The organism is Mycobacteriales bacterium (assembly GCA_035690485.1).
Taxonomy (GTDB): Bacteria; Actinomycetota; Actinomycetes; order JAFAQI01; family DASSKL01; genus DASSKL01.
Genome location: DASSKL010000100.1, coordinates 1 through 3,629, shown reverse-complemented (window position 1 = coordinate 3,629; position 3,629 = coordinate 1). Strand labels below are relative to the sequence as shown.

The 3,629-nt window shown below is 72.1% G+C and carries 4 protein-coding genes; 1 reads left to right on the top strand and 3 read right to left on the bottom strand.

The features are described from left to right. A partial coding sequence (gene msrA / locus VFJ21_15070; GenBank protein ID HET7408443.1) for a peptide-methionine (S)-S-oxide reductase MsrA occupies positions 1-467 on the bottom strand: 467 nt, incomplete at its 3' end. A gap of 142 nt (positions 468-609) precedes the next feature. Here msrA and VFJ21_15065 point away from each other — a divergent pair. Further along, complete coding sequence (locus VFJ21_15065; GenBank protein ID HET7408442.1) at positions 610-1,755, top strand: cystathionine gamma-synthase; 1,146 nt, start codon at positions 610-612, stop codon at positions 1,753-1,755. Here the strand turns inward: VFJ21_15065 and efeB are convergent. Together efeB and VFJ21_15055 are read right to left on the bottom strand one after the other, a co-directional pair. Continuing rightward, on the bottom strand, positions 1,748-2,920 hold the full coding sequence (efeB, locus tag VFJ21_15060; protein HET7408441.1) for an iron uptake transporter deferrochelatase/peroxidase subunit: 1,173 nt from the start codon (positions 2,918-2,920) through the stop codon (positions 1,748-1,750). The two genes, VFJ21_15065 and efeB, sit on opposite strands and share 8 nt — an antisense overlap. A 76-nt stretch (positions 2,921-2,996) precedes the next feature. Beyond that, a partial coding sequence (locus tag VFJ21_15055; protein HET7408440.1) for a right-handed parallel beta-helix repeat-containing protein occupies positions 2,997-3,629 on the bottom strand: 633 nt, incomplete at its 5' end.

Here is a 3,629-nt window from a genome sequence, read left to right as displayed (position 1 = left end):
CCCGCCGGGGCGATCTCCGTGGTGATGTCCCCGTAGCCCGCCGCGCGGAGCACCGGCGCGAAGGCGTCTCGCGACTCCTCGGCTGCGCGCTGCTGCGCTTCGTCGGCGGTGTAGATCGCCGAGCGGTACTGCGTGCCGATGTCGTTGCCCTGCCGCATGCCCTGCGTCGGGTCGTGCGACTCCCAGAACACCCTCAGCAGGTCGGCGTACGAGACCTTCTCGGGGTCGAAGACGACGAGGACGACCTCGGCGTGACCGGTGCGCCCGCTGCACACTTCCTCGTACGTCGGATTGGGCGTGAAACCGCCTGCGTAGCCGGCCGCGGTCGCGTGCACGCCGTCGAGCTGCCAGAACTTCCGCTCGGCGCCCCAGAAGCAGCCGAGGCCGAACACCGCCGTCTGCAGTCCCGCCGGGAACGGCGGCGTGATGCCGGTGCCGAGCACCGCGTGCCGATCACCGACCGGCATCGTGGCCTCGCGACCGGGCAGTGTCTCGTCGGGCGTGGGCATCCGGGTCTTCTCGCGGCCGAACAGCACGGTGCACCTCCAGGGGTCTCTCGCTGCAACGGTGCCACGGGACGTGCTGTTCCGTCCCCGTAGCCTTGGCCCGGTGAGCGACGCCTTCGAGACCCTCGCCATCCACGCCGGCCAGGAGGCCGACCCGTCGACCGGCGCCGTGGTGCCGCCGATCTACCAGGTGTCGACCTACAAGCAGGACGGCGTCGGCGGGCTGCGTGGCGGCTACGAGTACTCCCGCAGCCGCAACCCGACCCGGCGGGCGCTCGAGGAGTGCCTCGCCGCCCTCGAGGCCGGCACCCGCGGGCTGGCGTTCGCCTCCGGGATGGCGGCCGAGGACTGCCTGCTGCGCACCGTGTGCCGTCCGGGTGACCACGTGGTGATCCCGGACGACGCCTACGGCGGCACCTTCCGGCTGCTCGCCCGGGTGCTGCAGGACTGGGGGCTCGCCTGGTCCGCGGTGCCGATCGACGATCTCGACGCCGTGAAGGGCGCGATCCGCGACGAGACGCGGGTGGTGTGGTGCGAGACGCCGACCAACCCGTTGCTGACGGTCGGCGACATCGCGGCTCTGGCCGAGATCGCGCACGGCGCGGGTGCCCTGCTCGCGGTCGACAACACGTTCGCCTCGCCGTACCTGCAGCAGCCGCTGACGCTCGGCGCCGACGCGGTCGTGCACTCGACCACGAAGTACCTCGGCGGGCACAGCGACGTCGTCGGCGGCGCGCTGGTCGTGGCCGACGCGGAGCTCGGCGACCGGCTGGCGTTCGTGCAGAACTCCACCGGCGGCGTGGCCGGCCCGTTCGACGCATGGCTGGTGCTGCGCGGCGTGAAGACGCTGGCCGTGCGGATGGACCGGCACTGCGCCAACGCGCGCTCGCTGGTCGAGATGCTGCACGAGCACCCACGGGTCAGCGACGTGCTGTGGCCGGGCTCGCCGCAGCACCGTGGGCACGACGTCGCTCGGCGGCAGATGCGCGACTTCGGCGGCATGGTCAGCTTCCGCGTCGCGGGCGGCGTCGACGCCGCCCTGGGGGTGGTCGGCCGCACGCGGTTGTTCACGCTCGCCGAGTCGCTCGGCGGGGTCGAGTCGCTGATCGAGCACCCGGGCCGCATGACCCACGCGTCGGCGGCCGGCTCGCCGCTGGAGGTGCCCGCGGACCTGATCCGGCTGTCGGTCGGGCTCGAGGCCGCGGACGACCTGGTGGCCGATCTGCGGGCGGCGCTCGAGGTCAGCTGAGCAGCGACTGACCCCAGTAGTCGCCGGGGCCGATCCCGGGCGGCACTGCGAAGATCGCGCTGCCGGTGTGCGTGATGTACTCGTTGAGCGCGTCGTGCGCCGCCAGCTTCTGCTGGAGCGGGATGAACCCCTGGCCGGGATCCGCCTGGTAGGCGAGGAAGAACAGGCCGGCCTCGGGATCGCCCTCGACGAGATGGGTGTCCGCGTAGGAGTAGCCGCGGCGCAGGATCTTGATGCCGCCGTTGGTCTCCGGCGAGGCGAGCCGGACGTGCGAGTCGGCGGGCAGGTCCGGCATGAGCGGGGTGGCGTGCTCGGTCGCCTGGCCGTAGGCAGCGCCGGTGGACTTGTAGCGGCCGAAGACGTCGTCCTGCTCGTTGAGCGGCTCGGCGTCCCAGTCGGCCAGGTTCATGCGGATCCGCCGTGCGACCAGGTAGCTGCCACCGCGCATCCACGGCTGGTCGGTGGCGTCGACCCAGACGTGCCGGGCGAAGTCGACCGGCCCGCTCGCGTTGCGGGTGCCGTCCTTGAAGCCCATCAGGTTGCGCGTCGTCTCGCCCGGCTTGGGGGCGGGCAGGAAGCCCTGCTGCACCCAGCGCAACGTCGCCGCGCCGGCTGCGTGCCGGGTCAACATGCGAATGGCGTGCAGGCTCACCTGCTCGTCGTCGGCGCAGGCCTGCACGCAGAGGTCGCCGCCGCTGCGCGCCGGGTCGAGCTGGTCACCCGGGAAGGGTGGGAGCTCGGCCAGCGCGGCCGGCTGCCGCGGCCCGAGACCGAACCGCTGGTCGAACAGCGCGGGCCCGAAGCCGACGGTCACCGTGAGGTTGCTGTTGGGTACGCCGAACGTCTCGCCGGTGTCCGCGGGCGCGTCCGGCGCGAACCGCGGGTAGCCGACCGTCGTGCCGTTGGTCAGCCGCTCGGCGAGCGAGGTCCAGGTCTGCAGCAGGTTGCGCAGGCCTGTGGGGTCCACCCCGCCCGCGACGTCGTAGGCCGCGAAGGTCAGCCGCTGCTGCGGCGGCGTCTCGATGCCGGCCTGGTGCGGCCCGTAGAAGGCAACGGTTTCCGGCGACTCGAGCGCGCGCGCCGCCGGGATCGAGATCGACCCGGCGGCGGTGGCGGCGGCGAGCGCGCCGAAGCCGGTGAGGACCGTACGCCGGGACAGCTGCATTGCTCGGTGCTCCTGAGTGCTGGTGGGGCCGCGGCCGCGTTCGCGGCCGCGGCCCCTGTGGTTCAGCGGGCGGCGGTCAGCCGCCGCAGGTCACTGCGTCGTTCGGCGAGATCGCCTGGTCACAGCTGTTGCCGGTGAACGTGTTACCGGTCCCGGTGCCGTCCCAGAAGATGTCGCCCGGCTTGTTGCCGTGGGCGTTGTTGTTGCTGATCGTGTTGCCCGAAGGGGCGGTCGCGTTGGCCTGGCCCGGAATCGTGACCATGACGATGCCGCCCGAAAGTGCCGAGTCGCCCTCCGGCTGGTTGTAGTAGATGTCGTTGTTGCTGACCGTGTTGTTCGTCGCGCCGGCGAGCAGCACGCCCACGCCACTCAGCGGCGGCGAGCCGCCCTCGGAGTCCTGGGTTGCGGGGCACTCGCGCACGTTCGTCGCGATGTGGTTGCCGGTGATGGTCCACTGGCTCGACGGTCCCGGGTTGTCGGCGAGGGCGAGAAGGCCCACGCAGTTGCCCATCAGGTTGTTGCCGGAGACGGTGCCGACCGAGGCGTCGCGCAGGAAGATGCCGTAGCCGCTGTCGAAGGACCGGTTGCCCTGCACGGTGGCGTTGGCGGGTTGGGTGACGCCGGCGGGCGGGTTGGGTGAGTCGCCGATGTAGATGCCGGCCTCGTCGGCGTCGATGGCGAAGTTGTTGATGATCTTCGCGCCGGTCGA

Coding starts and splice junctions, on each gene's coding strand:
- efeB (HET7408441.1), bottom strand. CDS start 2,920: ATGCAGCTGTCCCGGCGTACGGTCCTCACCGGCTTCGGCGCGCTCGCC.